Source organism: Kangiella geojedonensis, from assembly GCF_000981765.1.
GTDB lineage: Bacteria > Pseudomonadota > Gammaproteobacteria > Enterobacterales > Kangiellaceae > Kangiella > Kangiella geojedonensis.
Genome location: NZ_CP010975.1, coordinates 1,323,327 through 1,344,261, shown reverse-complemented (window position 1 = coordinate 1,344,261; position 20,935 = coordinate 1,323,327). Strand labels below are relative to the sequence as shown.

Annotated in this window: 20 protein-coding genes; 14 read left to right on the top strand and 6 right to left on the bottom strand. The window is 44.0% G+C overall.

The genetic code is table 11. From position 1 onward, the window contains the following. The first annotated feature begins 268 nt into the window (after positions 1–268). Together TQ33_RS05950 and TQ33_RS05945 are read left to right on the top strand one after the other, a co-directional pair. Positions 269–2,338 carry a S9 family peptidase gene (locus TQ33_RS05950; protein WP_052735221.1) on the top strand — a complete coding sequence of 690 codons (2,070 nt, stop codon included), beginning with the start codon at positions 269–271 and terminating at the stop codon, positions 2,336–2,338. 122 nt (positions 2,339–2,460) lie between these two features. Continuing rightward, positions 2,461–2,853, top strand: a complete 393-nt coding sequence (locus TQ33_RS05945) for an ACT domain-containing protein (protein ID WP_046561243.1) — start codon at positions 2,461–2,463, stop codon at positions 2,851–2,853. On the opposite strand, the gene TQ33_RS05940 is transcribed toward TQ33_RS05945, so the two are convergent. Next, entirely contained in the window at positions 2,843–3,604 is a 762-nt protein-coding gene (locus TQ33_RS05940) for an alpha/beta hydrolase (RefSeq protein WP_144405953.1), read from the bottom strand. The genes TQ33_RS05945 and TQ33_RS05940 overlap by 11 nt on opposite strands. A gap of 105 nt (positions 3,605–3,709) precedes the next feature. On the opposite strand from TQ33_RS05940, the gene TQ33_RS05935 reads away from it, so the two are divergent. Both TQ33_RS05935 and megL read left to right on the top strand, forming a co-directional pair. Continuing rightward, entirely contained in the window at positions 3,710–4,192 is a 483-nt protein-coding gene (locus tag TQ33_RS05935) for an Lrp/AsnC family transcriptional regulator (RefSeq protein WP_046561242.1), read from the top strand. Positions 4,193–4,222: 30 nt separating this feature from the next. Beyond that, complete coding sequence (gene megL / locus TQ33_RS05930; protein WP_046561241.1) at positions 4,223–5,437, top strand: methionine gamma-lyase; 1,215 nt, start codon at positions 4,223–4,225, stop codon at positions 5,435–5,437. Between the two features lie 87 nt (positions 5,438–5,524). Here megL and TQ33_RS05925 read toward each other — a convergent pair whose 3' ends face one another. After that, positions 5,525–7,288 (bottom strand): hypothetical protein, encoded by a 1,764-nt coding sequence (locus tag TQ33_RS05925; protein WP_046561240.1) that lies wholly within the window; start codon positions 7,286–7,288, stop codon positions 5,525–5,527. Between the two features lie 126 nt (positions 7,289–7,414). Here TQ33_RS05925 and TQ33_RS05920 point away from each other — a divergent pair, with 126 nt between their 5' ends. The 6 genes from TQ33_RS05920 (at position 7,415) to arsJ (ending at position 13,721) form a co-directional block, all read left to right on the top strand. Then, positions 7,415–7,699 (top strand): DUF4404 family protein, encoded by a 285-nt coding sequence (locus TQ33_RS05920; RefSeq protein WP_046561239.1) that lies wholly within the window; start codon positions 7,415–7,417, stop codon positions 7,697–7,699. A gap of 157 nt (positions 7,700–7,856) precedes the next feature. Next, positions 7,857–8,630 (top strand): DUF2884 family protein, encoded by a 774-nt coding sequence (locus tag TQ33_RS05915; RefSeq protein ID WP_046561238.1) that lies wholly within the window; start codon positions 7,857–7,859, stop codon positions 8,628–8,630. Positions 8,631–8,779: 149 nt separating this feature from the next. Further along, the gene (locus TQ33_RS05910; protein ID WP_046561237.1) at positions 8,780–10,933 is read left to right on the top strand and encodes an amidohydrolase family protein; all 2,154 of its coding nucleotides are present in this window, start codon (positions 8,780–8,782) and stop codon (positions 10,931–10,933) included. Positions 10,934–11,095: 162 nt separating this feature from the next. Beyond that, the gene (locus TQ33_RS05905; RefSeq protein ID WP_046562336.1) at positions 11,096–11,434 is read left to right on the top strand and encodes a metalloregulator ArsR/SmtB family transcription factor; all 339 of its coding nucleotides are present in this window, start codon (positions 11,096–11,098) and stop codon (positions 11,432–11,434) included. 29 nt (positions 11,435–11,463) lie between these two features. Then, on the top strand, positions 11,464–12,486 hold the full coding sequence (locus TQ33_RS05900) for an ArsJ-associated glyceraldehyde-3-phosphate dehydrogenase (protein ID WP_046561236.1): 1,023 nt from the start codon (positions 11,464–11,466) through the stop codon (positions 12,484–12,486). Between the two features lie 2 nt (positions 12,487–12,488). Continuing rightward, positions 12,489–13,721 carry an organoarsenical effux MFS transporter ArsJ gene (gene arsJ, locus TQ33_RS05895; protein ID WP_046561235.1) on the top strand — a complete coding sequence of 411 codons (1,233 nt, stop codon included), beginning with the start codon at positions 12,489–12,491 and terminating at the stop codon, positions 13,719–13,721. A gap of 70 nt (positions 13,722–13,791) precedes the next feature. Here arsJ and fdxA read toward each other — a convergent pair whose 3' ends face one another. Further along, positions 13,792–14,115 (bottom strand): ferredoxin FdxA, encoded by a 324-nt coding sequence (gene fdxA, locus TQ33_RS05890; RefSeq protein ID WP_046561234.1) that lies wholly within the window; start codon positions 14,113–14,115, stop codon positions 13,792–13,794. A 75-nt stretch (positions 14,116–14,190) separates the two neighbouring features. After that, positions 14,191–16,797 (bottom strand): DNA mismatch repair protein MutS, encoded by a 2,607-nt coding sequence (mutS, locus tag TQ33_RS05885; protein WP_046561233.1) that lies wholly within the window; start codon positions 16,795–16,797, stop codon positions 14,191–14,193. A gap of 132 nt (positions 16,798–16,929) precedes the next feature. On the opposite strand from mutS, the gene TQ33_RS05880 reads away from it, so the two are divergent. The 3 genes from TQ33_RS05880 to TQ33_RS05870 all read left to right on the top strand — a co-directional run bounded on the left by TQ33_RS05880 (position 16,930) and on the right by TQ33_RS05870 (position 18,155). Beyond that, a complete protein-coding gene (locus tag TQ33_RS05880) occupies positions 16,930–17,439 on the top strand; it encodes a CinA family protein (protein WP_071841096.1) in 510 nt (169 codons plus the stop codon). A 76-nt stretch (positions 17,440–17,515) separates the two neighbouring features. Further along, entirely contained in the window at positions 17,516–17,836 is a 321-nt protein-coding gene (locus TQ33_RS05875) for a hypothetical protein (protein ID WP_046561232.1), read from the top strand. A 7-nt stretch (positions 17,837–17,843) separates the two neighbouring features. Next, a complete protein-coding gene (locus TQ33_RS05870) occupies positions 17,844–18,155 on the top strand; it encodes a hypothetical protein (protein ID WP_046561231.1) in 312 nt (103 codons plus the stop codon). 205 nt (positions 18,156–18,360) lie between these two features. Here TQ33_RS05870 and TQ33_RS05865 read toward each other — a convergent pair whose 3' ends face one another. Beyond that, complete coding sequence (locus tag TQ33_RS05865; protein ID WP_046561230.1) at positions 18,361–18,744, bottom strand: MerR family transcriptional regulator; 384 nt, start codon at positions 18,742–18,744, stop codon at positions 18,361–18,363. A 157-nt stretch (positions 18,745–18,901) separates the two neighbouring features. On the opposite strand from TQ33_RS05865, the gene TQ33_RS12145 reads away from it, so the two are divergent. Beyond that, on the top strand, positions 18,902–19,651 hold the full coding sequence (locus TQ33_RS12145) for a glutaredoxin family protein (RefSeq protein ID WP_046561229.1): 750 nt from the start codon (positions 18,902–18,904) through the stop codon (positions 19,649–19,651). 152 nt (positions 19,652–19,803) lie between these two features. On the opposite strand, the gene TQ33_RS05855 is transcribed toward TQ33_RS12145, so the two are convergent. Further along, entirely contained in the window at positions 19,804–20,907 is a 1,104-nt protein-coding gene (locus TQ33_RS05855) for an alkane 1-monooxygenase (RefSeq protein WP_046561228.1), read from the bottom strand. Between the last annotated feature and the right edge of the window lie 28 nt (positions 20,908–20,935).

Genomic DNA, 20,935 nt, shown 5'->3' with positions numbered 1-20,935 from the left:
AGCCATAAAAAAGCCCCCAAAGAGGGGGCTAAAAATTGCGTCTCAAAATGAGAAGGAGATATTTTGAGATGCGAACACACAGTTAGGGGGTAGTTAACCGTTGTGTTCAGGAGTACTTTAATTGAAGCCATTATGTTTTACTATACGCCAATTGTAACAGTTTGTAACATTGTTCCCCCCGTATTTCTTACCTAAAGTCACAAACCAACCTAGACCTGTTTCACATTTTTTACTATGCTAACCGAAATTCAAAACACAGAGTAATTGTATGAAAAAAATACTATTTTTCATGGGGTTGTCTTTGTTCGGAACAGTTGGCTCAATGTCGGGCCAAGCTGCTGAGAACAAAGGCTTAACGTTAAAAGATATTGCGAAGATAGAGTCAGTTGGCTCAGCCAAAGTTTCTCCTGATGGCCAATGGGTTGCTTATACTAAAAGTAATAAGCGAAAGCCTTATATTGATAATGATGGAACAGCTTGGTCTGAACTGTATGTAAAGCCGATTGGTGGCGAAGCAAAGCCTTTTATCACAGGCAAAGTTAACATTGGTTCCGTTCGCTGGTCGAAAGACAGCAAGACGATTTATTACATTGCGATGCGCAACGACGATACATTCGCTGGGGTTTACAGTATTCCAGTTGATGGTGGTGAATCGCAAAAAGTAGTTGGTACGAACAACAACATTCTGAGCTATAGCTTGAATAGCGCTGGTGACAAGTTAGTCTTTATCGCTAAAGAAGGCGCTCCTGAGCATAAAGAGAAGTTAGTGCAGAAAGGCTTCCAAGCTAAAGTTTACGAAGAAGACATTCAGAATGTTAAAGCATGGCTTTACAACTTAAATGACGATGAAGCCAAGCCGGAGAGCATCAATATTGAAGGTAGCGTGATTAGCGCCAAATTTAGCCCTGTCAGCGATCAGCTTTTAGTACAAGTATCTCCAACACCATTGATTGATGATATCTACATGAAGAAAACGCTTCAAGTCATTGATTTAGATGGCGATGTTGTTGCTAAATTCAAAACTGAAGGTAAGCAAGGCAAAGCGGTTTGGTCAACTGATGGTGAGAACATCGCCTTTATCGGTGCGAATGATTATAACGATCCAACTGCTGGTGCTTTGTACATTGCGAATGTTGATGACGAAACTGTTTCGAAGCGTGTAGCTAATGATGACAGCCACGTGATGGATGTTGAGTGGCATGATGACGACTTGATTTATATTGAGCATAAAGGTTTAGAAAGTCGCGTAGTCAAGGCTGCTGTTAAACGTCGTATCGCGGCGATGCCTCTTGTTGATTATGGTAACGGCATTCAGCGCAGCTTATCGGTAGCAGATAATGGCTCTGTTTATGTTCTTGCCGATACTGCCAAGCATCCTCGTGAACTATTTGCGATCACAGGTGCAGGTATGCAGCGTTTAACTAACTCTAACCCTTGGCTGGATGATGTTGCATTAGCCAAGCAAGAAGCGTTTGAATATGAAGCTCGTGATGGTCTGACAATTCAAGGCGTTCTTGTTTATCCGCTGAATTACAAAAAAGGCAAACGCTACCCAATGATTGCCTTTATTCATGGTGGTCCAGAAGCGCATCGCTCAAATGGCTGGAATACGCGTTATGCTGACCCAATCCAAGCGGTTGCAGCAAAAGGTTACTTCGCTTTCATTCCAAACTACCGCGGTAGTACTGGCCGTGGTGATGAGTTTGCTCGCTTAGATCAGCACGCTTATGCTGATCCTGAGTTTACCGATATTCTAGATGGTAAGTTGGCGCTAGTAGAGAAAGGCATGGTGGACAGCGATAGAGTCGGTATTACTGGCGGCTCATACGGTGGTTATGCAACAGCCTGGTCAGCAACGAAGTTGTCAGAGCATTATGCTGCCGCAGTAATGTTTGTGGGTATTTCGAATCAGCTGTCTAAGTTCGGTACAACGGATATTCCAAACGAAATGCACGCCGTACATGCTCGCGCTTGGCCTTGGGATGACTTCCAGTGGATGTTGGAAACCAGCCCAATTTATCACGTGAAAAACGCTAAAACCCCTCTATTGATTATGCATGGTGATTCCGATACGCGAGTTCACCCATCTCAATCTATGGAGCTTTACCGTTACGTGAAAACCTTAGGGCAAGCGCCGGTTCGTTTAGTATTGTATCCAGGTGAAGGTCATGGTAACCGTAAAGCCGCGGGACAGTACGATTATTCTTTACGTTTAGTTCGTTGGATGGACCATTACTTGAAGGGTGATGGCGGAGAGCCACCAGCTTACGACTTGAAGCATGAGAAAACATTAGAAGAAATAAACGCGGAAGATAAGTCTGAAGACAAAGACGACTAATCTAGCGCTCTAGGAGACGGCACGGTATTAAAAGTGACTAAAACTCCTAGTTCTAGCCCCGTAACACGCTATATTATGAGTGTGCTACGGGGCTTTTTTTTGCACCTTGAGGATATTGTTTTATGGCGATCAAAGAATTGAGTGCTTTATTGTCGGATCTTAAACCAACTTTAGATCCTGAAGAGTATGTATTTTGCCTACTCGAAAAGGTGCCAGTGACACTGCATCCTTTGTCAGTTTTTCAAGAAGAAGAGGGGGTCAGTATCATTTGTAAGAAGCAGGATGCCGAACTGCATAAGCTTGAGTTTGAAGGTATATATAAACGAATCACTTTAGCCGTGTATTCGAGCCTCGAAGCTGTGGGGCTGACTGCCGTGGTTTCTAAGGTATTAACTGAGGCAAACATCAGTGCGAACGTGGTAGCTGCTTACTGTCACGACCATGTTTTTGTGCCAGAGGCAAGGGCAGTAGAAGCACTAGAGCTGATTCGAGGGCTTGATAGAACTAATCTCTGACTGTATACATCGGCTTTCTCTTTTGGGGCTGATAAAAGTTTCCAGTATTCAAAAAATTAACAATATGTCGCTTAACTTTGCGCTTGTTCATGATAAAGGTATGGCCGTGCGACACAGTAATTAAATCCTTCATTTCTGACAGCTTGGCATCATTGACTGAGACCTTGCCATCATGTTCACCCTCAAATACATGATTAAACCATGGATCCGATGAGCTGGTTCCGGCGATAACGCCGACCTCTGTTTCTACTGGCTTCAGTTTTTCCAAAAGCGCATTGCCACTCTTATGGAGTTGCTGGCCTGGAGCGCCGGTCATCCAGCGGTACCAGAAGTGGTTACGATAGCGTTCAGCCACTTCGGAGCCATTATTCGGTGGCGCTAACATGACGATACGACCAAGCTGCTTAATTTTATGGTTAGAAAGATAATACCTTACTAATAAGCCACCAAGGCTGTGGGTGACAAAGTGAATTTTTGAGACGTCATCTCGAGAGATATTGGCCAGCGCTGAATTGATGTAATGAACCGCTGAGCGCTCGATATTAGCGACGGTAGAAGGGTAACTACGGTTGTATGTTACGTAGCCTTTTTGCCTGAGGTAATTTTCTAAGCGCTTCATCGAGCGTCTACTGCGACCCATGCCGTGGATCAGTATAACTGCTTCTTTTTTCAATACTTTCTGTCTTATCTCAATGGCTATCTGGTCTGACTTCAGTGTATCAGCTTGATAATATTCGTCAAAGGAGTCCATGAATATGTTTTGTATGAAGATTATTAGGTTTGATGTGCTTTTGATGTTAATGTTTATGTATTTGTGGCGCAAATGCCTAACCTTGTTCAGCTAAAAGGAGATTAAATGGTAGAATCATCGAAAATGAAGTTAGATGCTTTGGATAAAAAGATACTGAATGTTTTGCAAACGGAAGGTCGCTTGACCAATGCCGAGCTGGCAAAGCGGGTCAATTTATCGCCCCCAGCGACTCATGCGAGGGTCAAGCGGCTAGAGCATGAAGGTATTATTCGCCAATACGCTGCGCTGCTTGATCGACACAAACTTGGGTTTGATAACTTATGTTTTGTCGAGTTTAACCTCCAGTTACACAGTGTTGAACAAATCCAAAGTATTCTAGCGACAGTAAATTCATGGCCTGAAGTATTGGAGTGTCATAACGTCACTGGCGAGTATGATTATCTATTGAAAGTGGCGGTACGAAATACTCAGGCGTTAGAAAGTTTTATTTCTCAGAAAATGATACCGCTGGATGGTATTGCCCGGATTCATACCAGTTTGGTCGTGAAAGAGGTTAAAACCACCACAGCCATAAAGCTTGAGGAATGACTTTCAATAATAACCATAGGTAGTGAAGTTATGAAGTCGTCGAACAAACCGCAGCACTTTAATCATCTTGAAACACGAGCTATACATGCGGGTCGTGTCGGTGATCCAAGCTTTGGTTCATTAGCAACACCAATCCATCAAACCTCAACCTTTATCTTTGATAACGTTCAACAAGGCTCAAACCGGTTTGCGGGTGAAGAACAAGGTTATATTTATAGTCGCCTTGGCAACCCAACGGTTCGTGAGTTAGAGCAAAAAATGGCCGCGCTAGAGAATACTGAAGATGCAGCGGCATTTGGTTCAGGTATGGGAGCTGTCTCGGCGACATTGTTAGCTAACCTCAAGCAAGGCGATCACTTGGTGGCTTCGTCGGCTTTGTACGGTTGTAGTTTCGCGTTGATTAATCATAAGTTTGCAGACTTTGGTATTAACGTGACTTTCGTTGATATCACTGATGAAGAAGAAGTTGAAGCAGCGATTAACGACAACACCAAGTTGATATATTTTGAGACACCAATTAACCCGAATTTAGTTTGTGCAGATATGGCGAAGATTAGCGAGATTGCTAAAAGACATAAACTATTAACCGTCATGGACAATACCTTTATGTCACCGGTGCTTCAACAGCCGACTGATTACGGTATGGATTTAATCATCCACAGTGCGACTAAATACTTGAATGGTCATGGTGATGTGATTGGCGGTATTGTTTGCGGTAGTGAAGAGAACATTACGCATATTAAAATGACCACTCAAAAAGACATGGGTGCGACCATGAGTCCGAATGATGCATGGTTAGTCACTCGTGGTTTGAAAACGCTATCGGTACGAGTTGAGCGTCACTGTGATAACGCAGAGAAGGTAGCGGACTACTTAGAAGCGCATGGTGATATTGAGCAGGTGTATTACCCAGGTTTGAAAAACCATCCGGCGAATCATTTAATTGGCACACAGATGAAGCGAGCTGGTGGCATTATCGCGTTTGAAGTAGCTGGTGGCTTTGATGACGCGGTTCGTTTCATGAATCACTTAGAATTGTGTCATATCGCGGTAAGTCTTGGTGATGCTGAGACGTTAATTCAACACCCGGCATCAATGACGCATTCAACCTATACCCCAGAAGAGCGCGCAGAAGCTGGAATTAGCGAAACATTGATCCGCATATCGGTTGGGTTAGAGCATCCAGAAGACATCATTGCAGATTTAGAACAAGCATTGCAAAAGATGAAGATTAGAGTTGCTTAATAGTTTAGCGCTTATGAAATCAATGTAGTGAGCAAAAAAAGCCCAGCATTTGCTGGGCTTTTTTGTCGTTCTGTAAACTAGCGTTTATTACTTAGCTTGGTAAGAGCTGCTAGTTACAATGCCTTCATCAGTAATGTCAAATTTACCTTTGACAATACCGTCAGCTTTCTTCATTTCAGCAAACATTTCTTGTTGCTGTTGAAGCATCTCTTTTTCACTACCGTAAGCATTTTCAGCAGCAGAGGCCATCATTTCTTCAAGAAGCCCCATGTACTTTTTGAAGTCCATTGAGAATGTCATCAAGCCATTCTTTTCTAAACTTCCGTTGCTTTCGATTTTGCCAATCAATTGATCCGTTTGGCCCATCATCAATACTAAGTCATGACCACGAAGAGCGATTTTTGTCTCTGCGCCCATGCCTGCAGGCAATACTTGTGGCTCACCACCATCTTCAAGTTTAATTTGAGCAAGCTCTGGAGCATACATGCCTAATGATTGAAGTAGGTTTTGTGGCTTTTCAGCAGTAACCGTTAACATGAACTGGCCGTCTTGCATGAATGCCATTGGGTTGTTGTCTACGTTAGAAAGTGCTTCTTCATTTACGTCTACAACGCTGAAGCCAACACCTTTAATGCCAGCAACCATGCCAGACATCATACCTAGCATCATTGGGTTTGATTGACGTAGACCCGCTTGCATTTCTGCCAGAGGAGGACAAGTGAAGTCTTCTTTCGTTAAGTTTTCCCAAACGGTAGTGATAACAGGAACAATCTGATCCATGTCTAAGCCAATACCAAAACTCATGGCGAAGTCATCACTAGAAACGTTATCAGAGATATGACCACGCATTTTGCCTAGAGTATCAAGTAAGTCAGCATTACCGCCTTTTAAAACCATTTTATAGCTAGCATTGCTATCGCTGAACTCAGTATAACCTGCTGAAAGCATTGGCCAGTTTTGAGTCAAGCCTGTTAGTTCAGTGTTACATGCAGGAGTTTGAATGTCCTTCATGTCGTTACCAGCACCGTATGCGTCTAAAACGTCTTGTAAGCTTTTACCAAAAGCATTAGCAGAAGGTTTAGTCAGGCCATCAACAATCGCTAAATTATCTAATAAGAAGATAGAGTAACCTAAGTAACCGTTGTCAGAAGCTAGTTCGTTAAGAACACCACCGCTTAAGATGTTAGTCGTAGGCTTTTCAGAAAGTGTGCGTTGAAGATCTTTCGCGTCATCCAAGGCAGTATTAACAGTAATGACTGCTTGGTTGTCGTTAACCGCGATAACCATAGTAGGAACCTGGTCATCATGATTATCAAGAGCGTATTCGCGATACTCAACACCGTTTACCGTATTAACGGTAGCTGCGACATTTTGCTCAGCTTCGATCTTGGCGATTGACTGCGCAAAAGTATCAGTGCCATCAAGCTCAATACGAACAACCGGAAGTACACCGACTGTATAAATAGCCATGTTAACTTCGTTGCGCAAACCTAACTCTTTTACAGATTTAGTTTTCACAGCATCTAAATAGTTGCCATAAAGACTAATCAATACTTTAGCTGCATCAGGAGAGTCACTTAATTCAGATTTCAAATCGTCAAAGCCAGCGCCCATCATTGCTGAATAATCGAAACCCATTTTGCTGCTCATTTCTAGAGTTTTAGCAAAATCTAAGGGCTCAACGCTACCAGCAAAGAACACGGTATCGGCTGGTACATATTCAAGTACAGCATTTTCTGATGGTAAAGAACCGCCAGAAAGGCTCAAGCCACCAACTTTCCCTCCTTTAAAGAAATAAATCCCTGCCGCAATAGCAATTGCTATCACAATAACAATGAGTAGTTTTTTCATAATAGTCCTTCTATATATATCGTTGTGTTTTCAGCGGAAATTATATGTCATGATAGAGATTAGACCAATGAATTTTGTGTGTCCATCGCATAGAATGGGTAAATAAATGTTTCAAAGGTAATAATTATGAGTCAATCAGAAGTAGAGAGTTCTAAACTAACTCACTTGGCTGATGAGCTTCTTACCGAGCTGGACGGCCGAGAAAACCTAGAAAAAGAGGAAGTTTTAGCGTTAGCAAAGCTAGAGCTGATCATCGAGTCGAAGTTGTTTCAACAAGATGCTGAAGGGAATCCAGAAGAGTACTTGATAGAGCGCTTTCAAGAGCGTTTATACAACTTTGAGCGCGAATATCCTTCCTTAAGTAGCTTTATTCGTCGCATTTCAAACAGTTTAAGTAATATCGGTATCTAACTGATAACTAAAGTTATTTAAGCCTTGTGTAAAAAGGCTGTTTACAAATTGTTACCCTAAACAGCCTTTTTACACACTAAATAGCTAAACCTTTCCCCATAAATCCTTAATCTAAGAATATGTGTTACCCACATTTTAATTGATTAAGGAGTTCACCATGAAAACCATCTTCAAATCAGCTACCGTAGCTGTTGCATTGAGTCTTTCGTTAGGTACCGCTGTTGCGCATTCGGATAATATGACCTGCGACGCAGACTTTGCCTATAACATCGAGATACAAGACAAAGGCTTAAGCTTTTCTAGCAAAGATCAAGAAAAAGTATTGATCACCGCTTCATCAGAACTTTTTCTGGATGGGCAGAAGCAACTGTTGTCACCGGAGCAGTTAGAGTTGCTAGAAGAGTACAACCAGAAAGTTCGTGACCTTTTGCCGCTAGCTTCTGGTGTAGCTGAGGAGGCAAGCTCGATTGCGATAGAAGCAGTGGGTAGCGTTGCCGCCGCATTGTTGCAGGACTCTCCTGAGAGAGCTGAAGAGTTCGTGGCACGTGTTGAAACGATTTCAGCAGAGTTGAAACAACATATCAGCAGTTCGCACCTGCGTCCTGAGGCCCTTGTCGATTATGTCGAGAGCTCCGACTTTGAAGCGGAATTTGAGTCACTAATAGAAACTGCTGTGACTGAGTTTATGGAAAACAATGTTGGCGAGATGATAGCTGCGGCCATGAGTGGTAACGAAGAGAAGGTTAAAGCCTTTGAAAAACGTATGGAAAGCTTCGGCAAAGATCTGGAAGACAAAATGGAGCGTCGCGCTGAACAGCTAGAGCTTCAAGCCGAAAAACTGTGCGATTTGGTTCAAAATATCGACAAAACTGAAACGCAATTGGTGAAAGCATTCAACAAGTTTGATTCGTATCAATTAATTACGAATTAATCCCTTCGTAGGCAAACAAACCAGTCATGTCAGCCCATGACTGGTTTTATTCTTCATTATCTGGCTTTTATATTTTACCTATCAAGCTCTAGACAGCTGAAACCACCAGTTATAAGCTGTATGACACATAAAAACGCAAGGGAACTATTATGTCATTAAAACATTTAAGCTTGTCTGTTATTGCGCTGAGCATATCTTTAGCGATTACGGGGTGTGATTCTAGTGATAAAGACTCGCAAGAAACCGAAGTCGAATCTGCTAATCAAACCGCTGCATCACAAAGCACACCGCCTCTAGTCGATTCGGAAGAGAGCGTTCAAGCAAAAGATAGTAAAGACAAAAAAGCAGTTGAGCCACCGATGGTCTTTAATATCTACAACAAAGAAGATACCGCTGGCAAGGTCACAATCGAGCAAGATGATAATGTGGTTAAGTCAAATCTCGAGTTGGGCTGGAATAACCGTAGGGTCAATATCGACGAGAAAATAGTTCTCGGCGAAGATGGTTATGTGATTAGCCAAGAGGTATCGGGTACTTCAGCGTTCGGCGCCCCAATCAAAGAGTCGTTCAATATGAATGGCGGCAAAGCTGAGTGGAAAAGCTTGAATGAGCAGGGCAATGCGAGCGCTGAACAAAGCAAATTTTATATCCCGAGTGATAGTACTGGGGTTTCATCAAACTACCTTGTTAAAGCTTTATTAGAAGATGACGATAACAGTATCGAGTTGTTACCAAGCGGTAAAGCGTCTTTAATTGAGCTAGACAGCGTCACCCTAACTAAAGGCGAAGAACAAAAAACGGTTCGCTTGATCGGTGTGGTTGGTTTAGGTTTTACCCCAGACTTTAGTTGGTATGACGAAGATAACAACTTCTTCGCTTCTGACAGTGGTGGTTGGTTTGGCATTATTGCGGACGGCTGGGGGCGCGATAACCTCGAGAAGCTACAGAAGATTCAAAAAGAAGCAGAAAATCAGTACCTAGAAGATTTATCAACAAAACTCACCCACGTTTCTGAAAAGCCCATTCTGGTGACTAATGCTAACTATGTCGATGTCGAAGCTGGAGAGTTGATCGAAAGCAAGTCTATTTTGGTTGTCGATGGCAAGATCGACAAGGTTGTCGATGCAGATGCCATCAAAGCATCAGACGACTACACGGTGGTCGATGCACAAGGCAAAACCCTGATTCCTGGACTGTGGGATATGCATGGTCACTTATCGAAATCTGATGGCTTATTGAATATTCCAGCGGGCGTGACCAACGTCCGTGATATGGGCAATACCCATGACAATATTGTTGCTGTTGAGCGATTAGCTGAAGATGCGGACATTATCGGAGGAGATGTCTATCGCGCAGGGTTTATGGATCGCGAAAGCCCTTATGCCATGAAAATGGGGCAGACGGTCGATTCGCTTGAAGACGCTAAAAATGGTGTCGATTGGTACGCTGAGCGTGGTTATATCCAGATTAAAACTTACAGCTCGATGGAGCCAGAATGGGTCAAGCCACTAGCTGAGCATGTTCACAGTAAAGGGTTACGCTTAAGCGGTCACATACCTGCGTTTATGACTGCGGAAGAAGCTGTGGATGCCGGTTTTGACGAAATCCAGCACATCAATATGATCTTCCTTAACTTCTTAGGAAAGAACATTGATACGCGTAAACGTTTACGTTTCTCTATTGTCGGCGAAAAAGCTCACGAGTTGGATTTAGACAGCAAAGAAGTGAATGACTTTGTGGCTAAGCTGGCAGAGAAGGGTATTGAAGTTGATCCAACGGTTTCGACTTTCAATAGCCTGTTCCGCAAAGGCGGCGTTATTGATCCTGAAATTAAACCGATCTATGACCACTTGCCAATTAACGTTTCCCGCGGATACCTAAGACCAGTCATGGATATTACGCCTGAGCTTCGTGACGACTACGATAAGTCGATTAAAGCGATGTCTGCAATGGTGAAGAAATTACATGAGAGCGGTGTGCCAATTGTACCGGGTACAGATGCCATAGCTGGTTTTACGTTGCATCGTGAGTTAGAGCTTTATGCTGATGCGGGAATCTCGAATGCTGATGTATTAAAGCTTGCGACGATTGGCTCTGCAAAAGTAGTGGGCAATGAAGCCAATGTTGGTTCGATTACTGAAGGTAAGCAGGCTGACTTAGTGTTTGTCGATGGTAATCCGCTGGAAGACATTGGTGAGCTTCGGCAGATCGCGTTAGTGATCAAAAAACAACGAATCTATAAACCTAGCGAGATTTACCGAGCGATTGGGGTTAAGCCTTTTACAGCCTCTATCGACTTTTAATTTTTCAGGCATCTCTACAGAAGCCACTAACGGTCATGGTTAGTGGCTTTTTTATTCACTCCATAATTCCATACTATCCTTTGCAACAACCGTGTTGACTTTGAGTTTGTTTGAATATATGGTTATGCGTATATTCAAATGTTGCGAAGTCAGGTTGATTCAATGATTGCTCCAAATGAGTTTTTTAAATGTTTAAGTGATGAAACAAGACTGAAGACTATCTTGTTGATATTAAATGAAAAAGAGTTATGTGTTTGTGAGCTGACAGAGGCCATCGCTGAGTCGCAACCAAAAGTATCGCGACACCTGGCCCAACTAAAGAATATGTCGGTGTTAAGCACACGCAGACAGAGTCAGTGGGTGTATTACCGTTTGAACGATGATCTACCGAGCTGGGCGCGCAGTGTTCTCGAAACAACTTTGGCCGCGCAGAGTGAGTCTATTCAACCGTATCTCAATAATTTAGCCGCTATGGACAATCGTCCAGTGTGTTGTAACTAATTTCACCTAAATTTTAATAGGGTACATTTATGTCGATCAAAATTGGTATTAATGGTTTTGGGCGTATGGGAAGACTGACCATGCGCGCGCTTTATGAAGCTGGATTTGTTAATGATGCCATCAGCATATGCCATATCAACGATCCAGCAGGCGATGCTAAAACATTTGCGCACTTGCTTAACTTCGACTCGGTTCATGGGCGTTGGAAATTTAACGCAGAAGAGGGTAATGAAGCGATCACGATTGATGAAACCGAGATTCCTTTTACCAAGAACCGTTCAATAGAAGACACCGACTGGTCGTGCTGTGACTTAGTCATCGAAGCATCGGGTAAATTTAAATCACAGGAGGCGTTACAGCCGTATCGTGATCAGGGAGTTAAAAAAGTTGTGGTTACAGCGCCAGTTAAAGAAGAGGGCGTACTTAACGTGGTCATGGGTGTTAATCATGACTTGTATGACAGCCAGCAGTACCCGATTGTCACTGCCGCATCTTGCACCACCAACTGTTTAGCGCCAGCGGTGAAAGTGATTCACGAGAACCTTGGAATCAAACACGGCAGCATGACGACGATTCATGACATTACTAATACTCAGGTTATTTTGGATTCAGCGCACAGGGACCTGCGGCGTGCTCGTGCTTGTGGCATGAGTTTGATTCCAACCACCACAGGCTCGGCCACGGCGATTACGCATATCTTCCCTGAATTGAAAGGCAAGCTCAATGGTCATGCGGTACGTGTGCCATTAGCAAACGCCTCGATTACGGACTGTGTGTTTGAAGTTGAAAAGGCAACCACAGAAGAAGAGGTGAATGCCTTGTTTAAGCAAGCCGCGAAAGGCGAGCTAAAAGATATTTTGGGTTATGAAGAGCGCCCACTAGTGTCGGTTGACTATAAAACTGACCCACGTTCGACCATTGTTGACGCCTTATCAACCATGGTGGTTAATGGAACACAGGTTAAGTTGTACTTGTGGTATGACAATGAGTGGGGGTACGCGAACCGTACCGCTGAGCTGGTCAAAATGGTGATAGACAAAGGCCTCGACTAGTGATGACCTTGCTAAAAGGCTTGAAAGGGCTTGCGCCAGAAGTGCGCCAATACATGGTAGTGACGAGTAATTATTGGGCATTCACACTGACTGATGGCGCCTTACGGATGCTGGTGGTGTTACATTTCCATCAGCTCGGTTATAGCCCTCTACAAATCGCCATGCTGTTTTTGTTTTATGAATTCTTTGGGGTGGTGACTAATTTAGTCGGCGGTTGGCTAGGGGCGCGACTTGGTCTCAATAAGACCATGAACATCGGTCTTTTCTTGCAAATCATTGCGCTGGGAATGCTGTTAGTACCGACAGCTTTATTAACGGTACCGTTAGTTATGTCGGCTCAGGCTGTGTCAGGTATCGCCAAAGATTTGAATAAGATGAGTGCCAAAAGCGCTATTAAAAGTCTTGTTGCTAAAGGGCAAGATGGCACCTTGTATCGCTGGATCGCGTTATTAACCGGTTCTAAGAACACCCTAAAAGGCGTTGGCTTCTTTATGGGTGGCTTGCTTCTATCCCTGTTAGGGTTTCAAGGGGCGATCTTATTTATGGCAATAATGCTACTGGCTGTCTGGGTGTTTAGTCTCATCAAACTCAAGCAAGACTTAGGACGGAGCAAAGCCAAACCTAAGTTTTCACAAATATTTTCGAAGAGCGCAGCAATTAACTATTTATCGGCAGCACGCATGTTTTTATTCGGTGCGCGAGACGTCTGGTTTGTAGTTGCTCTGCCGGTTTATTTGTCGAGCCAGTTTGATTGGTCGCATACCTTTGTCGGCGGCTTTTTAGCCTTATGGATCATCGGCTATGGGGTAGTTCAAACCTTAGCACCTAAAATTACTGGCAGTAAAACAGGGAGCGTTCCGACAGGAAGCACTGCGTTTTCATGGGCACTGATTCTAGCAATGATCCCAGCGCTCATTGCATCGGCGCTCTATTTCAATGTATCACCACAGATTGCATTACTGGGTGGCTTACTCCTGTTTGGGGTTATTTTCGCCATCAATTCTTCCTTGCACAGTTTCTTGATCGTACACATGGCGTCTGACGATGGGGTGTCGTTAGATGTGGGATTTTACTATATGGCCAACGCTATGGGACGTTTAATCGGCACGGTACTTTCGGGGTGGATATATCAAGCTTACGGACTAGAAATATGCTTAATGGTATCTGCCGCGTTTGTGATTGCTGCAGCGTTTCTGTCATTATTGATTCCAAAACCCGCCAGTCTACAGACGTAAAAATCTATAAGCACAAAAAAGCCCTCGCGATGAGGGCTTTGCTTTATTTTATTCTTGAGATTGAAGTATGTTACTTCTCCAAAAGCTCAAACTTTCCTTCTTTGCCATCCCACTCAGCGGCGTCTGGTAGCGGATCTTTTTGTTCCGTAATATTCGGCCATTCTTCAGAAAGTTCAGCGTTGAGCTCAACAAAGTGTTCCATGCCTTCTGGCACTTCGTCTTCTTCGAAAATAGCTTCGGCAGGGCACTCAGGCTCGCATAATGCGCAGTCAATACACTCGTCTGGGTTAATCACCAGAAAGTTTGGCCCTTCGTAAAAGCAGTCCACCGGACAGACTTCTACACAGTCAGTGTATTTACATTTAATGCAGTTTTCGGTTACTACGAACGCCATGAATGTCTCCTAAATTGCAATTCTTTCGGCAAACTCATTAACGATTACTCGCTATGGTCATTGCCTGTAGCAGCGTTATTTTAGCGATTCTTTTAACTTATACAATAGTTCCAGTGCTTCGCGTGGCGATAAATCGTCCGGCGCGATGTCTTCAAGCAGTTGCAAAGCTTCGTTTGGCACCTGGGTCTGAACCTCGGTTTCTTCCAGTAAGTCCAGCTGCGGCATGACTTCTTGAGCTTGCTCGTTGTGAGTACCATTCTGCTCGAAGTAGCTCAACAGGGCTTTGGCATTATGTATGACTGCATTCGGTAATCCCGCCAATTGTGCGACTTGAATACCGTAACTTTGGTTCGCTGGTCCTTCGGCGACTTGATGCGAGAACACCAACTTTGTAGAGCCAGTTTGTTCGGATTCGTACTCGCTAGCGCCAAAGTGGACGTTAGCGCAATCTTGCCACTCTTGTATTTGTTGCGTTAGCTCGAAGTAGTGAGTCGCGAACAGCGTCAAAGAGTTAAGTTTCTCATTGATATAACGCATGGTTGCCGAGGCGAGGGCAAGTCCATCGAAGGTGCTGGTACCACGGCCAATTTCGTCGAGTAATACAAGGCTGTTTGCAGTTGCGTTGTTAAGAATATTTGCGGTTTCCGACATTTCGACCATAAAGGTTGAACGACCGCTGGCCAAATCATCAGAGGCCCCAATTCGTGTGAAAATGCGATCAATAGGACCGATAGTGGCGCTTTCTGCTGGAACAAAAGAGCCTGTGTAAGCGAGCAAGGTGATTAACGCTGCCTGACGCATGTAGGTCGATTTACCGCCCATGTTCGGGCCTGTAATAATTAACGAGCGTCGATTGGGTGAAAGCTCTAAGTCATTTGGGATAAAAGGTTCTTTACTGTGATACTCGACCACTGGGTGTCGACCAGCAGTGATACTGATACCTGTATTATCACTAAATTCAGGGCGCGATAGGTTAAGGTTCTCTGCGCGTTCAGCGAAACAGGCGAAGACATCGAGCTCAGCGATAGCAGCAGCTGTCGATTGGATATCCGCAACATGCTCTTGTAGTTGTTGCACCAGCTCATCATAAAGACGTTTCTCAAGCGTTAAGGCGCGAGTTTTGCTGCTGAGCACCTTTTCTTCGTATTCTTTCAATTCTGGCGTGATAAAACGCTCTGCGTTTTTCAGCGTCTGACGACGTACGTATTCCGCTGGCGCTAAATCGCTTTGCGCGCGTGAAATCTCAATGTAGAAACCATGAACCTTGTTGTAGCCGACTTTTAGCGTATTAATGCCTGAGCGCTCTTTTTCACGTTGCTCAAGTTGCAGCATAAAGTCGCTGGCATCATTGGCGAGATTTCGCAGTTCATCGAGTTCGGTATGATAGCCTTCAGCGATAACGCCACCGTCGCGAATGACCATCGGTGGCTGCTCGATAATGGCGCGCTCTAATAACTCCTGAACATTCGGCAATGGTTTAATCGACTCGACCAGTGGCAACTGAACTTGATGAGACGATAAGTATTCTTTTATGTCTTCAGATTTTCGTAAGCCTTGTTCTAAACGTTTTAAATCGCGCGGACTGGCGCTGCCAAGCGCTAATCGAGTCACGATGCGTTCGATATCGGCAATCTCTTTCAGGTGCGACTGGAGGTCGCTATAAACTAAATCGTTTTTCAGTGCTGAAACTGCTTCAAGTCGCTTTTCAACAGAGGTTCTTTTACTCAGAGGGCTGTGCAACCAACGCTTAAGTAAACGACCGCCCATGACCGTTTTTGTGCTGTTCATGACTTCAAACAGCGTATTGTGCGACTGGCCTTGGATGTTTTCGGTCAACTCTAGGTTTTTACGCGTCGCAGGATCGAGCACCAAGTGATCCGCGTCGGAAAGTCGTTGCAACATACGAATATGAGGCAGGGCATTGAGCTGAGTCTTTTTGGCGTACTCCAGCACCACGCCAGCGGTTGAGACCGCTAAGCGATAATCCTCACAGCCAAAAGAAGCTAAACTTTTGACCTTGAAATGATTGAGCAGCTTATCGAGGTTTTGCTCGTAATCGAACTCCCAGTCAGGTTGCCACTGAACCGAACTTTTAACTAAGTGGCTTAAATCCTGCTGATTGTCGGCGAGCAGTAGCTCGGCGGGCTTAACGCGGTGAAGCTCGGCCTGAATTGCCAGTTCATTATCGAATTCTGAAAGCCAGAAGCGACCGCTCGCCATGTCTAAGCAGGCGAGACCATACTGTTGATGCTTTTTATAAACGGCAGCCAGAATATTTTCTGAAAGGGCATCTAACAGGTTTTCGTCATACAGCGTTCCAGGCGTGACAATTCGAACAACCTTACGCTCGACAGGCCCTTTGCTGGTGGCAGGATCGCCCACTTGCTCACAGATTGCTACTGACTCGCCAAGTTTTACGATTCGAGCTAAATACGAATCCACTGCATGAAAGGGAACGCCTGCCATTGGAATCGGCTCACCAGCGGATGAACCACGCTTTGTTAGCGTAATGTCGAGTAACTCTGCCGCACGCTTAGCGTCGTCATAAAACAACTCATAAAAGTCGCCCATGCGGTAAAACAGCATGTAGTCCTTATGGTCCTGCTTTAAACGCCAATACTGACGCATCATCGGGGTGTGATGCTGTAAGGCTTCGTCGTTAATAATTTCAGCTTTAGACATGCTTGAGTGATTCGTTCTTAGGTTGCGTTAGTGACGGTTAGCGCCTATTCTTAGTTCTAATATTGGCTAGCGTCGGCTACAAATTTATAGCCCATAGCTTAACGGATTTGAGTCAAAAGAGGTAGACGAAGATTGCCCGATTTACAAAAAGAAGTAGATTCTTCTGACTTAGAAAGCTTATTAAAAGAACTCTCTAACCTATTAATGAAAAAGAACTTAATGCTAGTCACAGCAGAATCCTGCACGGGTGGCCTAATCGCCGCTTCCTGTACCGAATTGCCCGGCAGTTCACAATGGTTTGATCGTGGCTTCGTCACCTACACCAATGAAGCGAAGCATGACATGCTTAATGTTCCAAAGGAGCTTATCGAGCAACACGGCGCTGTTTCAAAAGAAGTCGTCGAAGCCATGGCTGTTGGCGCATTTAAAAAAGCAGGTAGTAAAAATCGAATCGCCATATCTGTCAGCGGTATCGCAGGCCCCGACGGCGGTACACCAGATAAACCTGTCGGCACTGTTTGGATTGGATACGCCGATAACGAAGGCGTAGAAAGTAAGCTATTGCAGCTTAAAGGCTCAAGAGCTGATATTCGGCAAGCGACGGTTGAATATTCTGTAGGGTGGGTCTTGGAACACTTTTAATAGGTTTAAAGCAGTGTGCTTAATGCAGGAGCTGCTTCATGGTGCTGCCTTTACTACCTGCAAAGCTATATGATAAATGATTTTAGTAACGGTGAAAGGAGAAAAGGTGAGATTAGGATTGTTAGGGAGTGCTGGACTCGCAGTCATGTTAACTGGGTGTTCCATGGGGCATGATGAGCTTGAAAAACTCTGTAAGGAAGATGCGGGGACTGTGATCAATAAGCAAGTAGAAGCTGAAGGTTTATATTATGAGTCTTGTAACGGGTTGTGTTGGTTGAACATGATATCATACGGATTTGAGTATGTTGAGATGAACAATACTCAAGAAAATCATCGATATTTACCTGAAAATGGCTTTTGGCGTATATATTTCAACATCTCAGGATCCCTTTTGTAATGTCAAAATGACAAAGGAATATAATTTTGAAGACTTGCCTGAGGGAAAGTGCTTTGCTGCAAAAAAAATTGATAAAGCTACAGCTCGTTATAAACACTCCATGACAAAGAGTGTCATAAAACCGGACAATCGTAATAAGCCAGTAATTGGACGCTCGGTGTATCAAGTTATAGATCAACAAAATGGGGAAGTGGCATCCGAAACCGTTAGTTACCTTTTGGGTCGTACAGGTAATGGTGGGCCTTACCCATGTACATCATATAGTAAAGAAAAAGGGCCGATAAAAAACTTATTTAGAAATACATTTATTCAGAAATAAAGTTAGTCTATTGGCAATAAATTAATCGTTATTAAGGTAAAAGAACAAAGGTGATAACGAAAACTTCGCAAGCTCAGCATTATTTTGCATAACCTGTCATTGCGAGGATTTAAAAAAATCCGTGGCTATCCTTATGAAACATTAAGTTGTCTTTCTTTGAGAGAGCGCCGCGTTGAGCTTTGCTCTCTTTGCGATGACGATACTTTTATACCTCAAAAGCCTTTAAAATCGCGCAGGGTTTATGCGTTCCGCTTGTTTCACACTGATGAAATAGGGTTTTGAGCCGGTCGCGGGCTTGCTGCATTTCTTCGATCTTTGCGTCGAGTTCTTTAATTCTGGCGCTCGCGAGCTGTTGAGCTCGTTCATGGTCGTGGCTGGTGTCTAGTGCCAATAGTTCCTTGATTTCATTAAGTGTGAAGCCTGCTTTTTGGGCTTCTTTGATGAATTTCAGCCGTCGTAAGTCGTCTGCGCTGTATTTTCTAAAGCCTTCCGTTTTGTTGGGAACCTCGATTAAGCCTTTGCGCTGGTAATAGCGGACGGTTTCGACGCCGATATTCACTTCTTTGGCTAATTTGCCAATGGTTAACATGCTGTAGTCCTAAATTTTACTTTAGTTTAAACCTATAACCGAGTTAGGGTTTGATAAAGAATGCTTGACTCCGTACCATGGTACAGAGTTTATAGTGTGTTTATTGTTTGAATCAAGTTATATGCACAATTCTTTTGAATGAAGGAGTATTGATTGTATGAGCACTACCAATAAGAAGACGGCGCAGCTTTACCGCATGTCGACGGATAAACACACTTGTCCTTTTGGCTTAAAGTCTAAGGATTTGCTAAAGCGCGAGGGCTTCGAGGTTGAGGATCATATTTTAGCCAACCGTGAGGAAACGGATGCTTTTAAGGAAAAGCATGGCGTGGAAACAACGCCGCAGACCTTTATTGATGGTGAGCGTATTGGTGGTTATGAAGACTTAAGAAGACATCTTGGTAAGATAGTTAAGGATCCGGACAAGAAAACGTATCGTCCGGTAATTGTGTTGTTTGTGATGGCGGCGTTAACAGCGATTGCGGCGAGCTTTTCGAGCTCAGGCGATGCGTTTACGATTAAAACAGCCGAGTGGTTTGTGAGCTTTTCGATGGTGTTGTTGGCAATGCTCAAGCTACAGGATGTCGAAAAGTTCTCCACCATGTTCTTGAACTATGACTTATTAGCCAAGCGCTGGGTGCCTTATGGTTATGTTTATCCATTCGCTGAGGGGCTTGCTGGTGTACTGATGGTTTCGGGCACTTTGATCTGGCTTTCTGCGCCGATTGCTTTGTTTATCGGTACGGTGGGTGCCGTGTCAGTGTTTAAAGCGGTCTATATCGACAAGCGCGAATTGAAGTGTGCCTGTGTCGGCGGTGGTAATAATGTGCCGCTGGGTTTTATTTCCTTAACTGAGAACCTAATGATGGTTGGTATGGGGATTTATATGGGCAGTAAATTGTTCTAGAGCTACATATATCCCAAATTACCTAAAGCTATTCCCGCTGGCCACAATTTAGGTTTCTGTAAAAGTTTGTCATCCTGAGCTTGACTCAGGATCTTATTTGGATTGGGCAAGATTCCAAATTAAATTTGGAATGACAAACCTAGTAACCCACCTTATTTATAGTACTTATCAATAATCGGATTCATGACTTTTTTCCATAGCGGTGGCACTAAAGCCAATAATACCATCGTCGCGTAGCCTGCTGGTAACTGTGGGCTGTCCTCGTGATGACGTAAGACTTGGTAGCGACGCTTGGGAAAAGCATGATGATCCGAGTGGCGCTGCAAGTGAATCAACAGAATGTTAGTTAGGAAGAAATTAGAATTCCACGAGTGGTGGTGCGTGACGTATTCGTATTTGCCATTGTCGCGCTTCTTACGGCGTAATCCGTAATGTTCGACGTAGTTAATGATCTCGAGTAACACAAAGGCGACGATGCTTTGACCAAGAAAGAACGCTAAGCCCAACCAGCCAAAAGCGATAAATGACACAACTGCCCATAGCGCGCTGAGTCCGTACCAAGTGAACAACTCGTTATCCAAACTCCAGACTGATTTACCTTTGCGTTTTAACCGAGTCGCCTCAAGTTTCCAAGCATTAGTGATGTTGTGCCATATGGCTCTGGGCAAAAAGTGATACAAGGTTTGGTTATAGTCGGCGGAAGAAGGATCTTCGGGCGTTGAGACGTTAACGTGATGGCCGCGCACATGCTCGACTTTAAAGCCGCTATAACACACTAAACTCAACAACAATCCACCGCAAAAGCGCTCCAGCTTACTGTCTTTATGAATCAGTTCATGAGCAACATTAATCGCCAAAACACCACTGACCACGCCAACTCCCAACACCCAGCCCATTTGACCAGAGACCTGTATTTCCGAACTGGCGAACTGTAGTAGCCCCAGTGTTAGCACTGCAAACATGACAGGGACTGTTAGTAGCGTTAGTGATTTGTAGAACCATTCGTTAGAGATGTCTTTCGTCAATTCCTGTGGCGCATTGAGACTGTCGCGGCCTAATAGTGCATCAAGAACTGGAATAACTCCAAAGAAGAACAGCAGAATAAAGTAGGGTGCTTGATTTGGCGAGAGTAACTGTGATTCAGCCAGAGCGAAGGCAATAAAAGGCACAGCCCCAGAAATGAGAAACATGCCATAGGCGTACTTTTTGAGTGTAAAAGCCAGTGGTGGGCGGCTTAAAATGTTGGTTTCGCTCATGGTCTTACTGTTGTTAAGTGATCAGACC